The organism is Pseudoxanthomonas taiwanensis (genome assembly GCF_010093135.1).
In the GTDB taxonomy this organism is placed as follows: domain Bacteria; phylum Pseudomonadota; class Gammaproteobacteria; order Xanthomonadales; family Xanthomonadaceae; genus Pseudoxanthomonas; species Pseudoxanthomonas taiwanensis.
This window is the reverse complement of sequence record NZ_PDWK01000131.1, coordinates 1-2059: the sequence shown is the minus strand read 5'-3', so window position 1 is coordinate 2059 and position 2059 is coordinate 1. Positions and strand designations below refer to the sequence as shown.

The 2059-nt window shown below is 73.1% G+C and carries 2 protein-coding genes; both read left to right on the top strand.

The window, feature by feature from the left end:
- Nucleotides 1-1353, top strand: a complete 1353-nt coding sequence (locus tag CR938_RS14170; protein WP_162125602.1) for an ATP-binding protein — start codon at nt 1-3, stop codon at nt 1351-1353.
- Nucleotides 1350-1898, top strand: a complete 549-nt coding sequence (locus CR938_RS14165) for a response regulator transcription factor (protein ID WP_162125601.1) — start codon at nt 1350-1352, stop codon at nt 1896-1898. Before CR938_RS14170 ends, CR938_RS14165 begins: the two co-directional genes overlap by 4 nt.
- The last annotated feature ends 161 nt before the right edge of the window (nt 1899-2059 follow it).

Genomic DNA, 2059 nt, shown 5'->3' with positions numbered 1-2059 from the left:
ATGCCGCAGCGGCCGCCGGCCGCGTCCCCCCAGCCCGCCGCCACCGGGTTCGGGGCTGCGGGCGGGGGCGCGCGCTACATGCTGCAGCTGGTGCAGCTGCGCTGGATCGCCGCGATCGGCCAGGTCGCGGCCATCGCCTACGCCCGCTTCGTCCTGGACATCGGCCTGCCGCTGGCGCCCATGCTGGCGGTGGTGGCCGGGCTGGCCCTGTTCAACCTGGCCTCGCAACTGTACTGGCGCCGCCGCCAGGACCCCGGCGGCCCGGCGCTGCTGGCGGCGCTGCTGGTGGACGTGGCCGCCCTCACCCTGCAGCTGTACCTGGGCGGCGGGCTCGGCAACCCGTTCGTGTTCCTCTACCTGCTGCAGGTCGCGCTGGGCGCGGTGCTGCTGCGCACGGGCGCGGCCTGGGCGGTGACCGCGGCGGCGGCCGGCGGCGTGCTAGCCCTGGTGCTGTTCCCCGGCCCGGTGACCATCACCGCCCACCCCGAGCACGGGGTGGCCGACCCCTACATCCAGGGCGCCCTGGTCTGCTTCCTGCTCAGCGCCGTGCTCACCTGCATGTTCCTCACCCGCATCGGCCGCATCCTGCGCGACCGCGACGCACGCCTGGCGGCGCTGCGCCAACAGGCCGCTGAGGAGGAGCACATCGTGCGAATGGGCCTGCTGGCCTCCGGCGCGGCGCACGAGCTGGGCACGCCGCTGGCCACGTTGTCGGTCATCCTGGGCGACTGGCGGCGCATGCCCGAAGTGGCCGCCAACCCCGAGCTGCGCGCCGACCTGGACGAGATGCAGGCCCAGCTGCAGCGCTGCAAGGGCATCGTCAGCGGCATCCTGATGTCGGCCGGCGACGCCCGCGGCGAGGCGCCGCAGGCCACCACCCTGTCCGCCTTCCTCGACGGGCTGGTGGCGGAATGGCGCCAGACCCGTCCGGTCAGGCATCTGGACTACCACCGCGAGCTCGGCCCGGAGCTGGCGATCGTCTCCGACTCCGGGCTCAAGCAGATGATCGGCAACATCCTGGACAACGCCCTGGAGGCCTCGCCGGACTGGGTCGGCCTGGAGGTGGTGCGACGGCCCGGCGAAGCGGCGGACGATCCCGGCCACCTGCGCTTGGCCGTGCGCGACGCCGGCCCGGGCTTCGCCGAGGAGACCCTGGCGCGCTTCGGCAAGCCCTACAACTCGACCAAGGGCCGCCCCGGTGGCGGCCTCGGCCTGTTCCTTTCGGTCAACGTCGCCCGCAGCCTCGGCGGCAGCATCCGCGCGGCCAACCTGGAGCGCGGCGCCGAGGTGGTGCTGGAACTTCCCCTGTCCTCGCTGGCCCTGCAGGAGGACGCACCTGGAGTCGGACCATGACTGAGCCCCCCACCCCCCGCCGGCTGCTGGTCGTCGAGGACGACGCGGCCTTCGCCCGCACCCTGATCCGTTCGTTCGAGCGCCGCGGCTACGAGGTGCGCCACGCCACCTCCCAGGCCGGCGTCGAGGAGGTGCTGGCCGGCGGCTTCGCCCCCGGCTATGCCGTGGTGGACCTGAAGCTGGCCCACGGCAGCTCCGGCCTGGCCTGCGTGCAGGCCCTGCACCGGCACGACCCGAAGATGCTGATCGTGGTGCTCACCGGCTACGCCTCGATCGCCACCGCGGTGGAGGCCATCAAGCTGGGCGCCTGCCACTACCTGGCCAAGCCGTCCAACACCGACGACATCGAGGCCGCCTTCGGCCGCGCCGAGGGCAAGGTGGACGTCACCCTCGGCGAGCGCCCGACCTCGATCAAGACCCTGGAGTGGGAGCGCATCCACGAGGTGCTGGCCGAGACCGGCTTCAACGTGTCCGAGGCCGCGCGCCGGCTGGGCATGCACCGGCGCACCCTGGCGCGCAAGCTGGGCAAGCGCCAGGTCAAGTAGCCCGCCGCGGCGCGCCGCGCCCGGCAAAAGGAAACCTGATTAGCCCCGACCCTCAGCCGCCAGTCGCAGGATGTGCGTCGCCCACCGCCGAGCATACGGCCACCTGAAGGCGACGAGGTGGCGTCATGAGCATCAATTCCGTGCAGTTCCAGGCTGGCCTG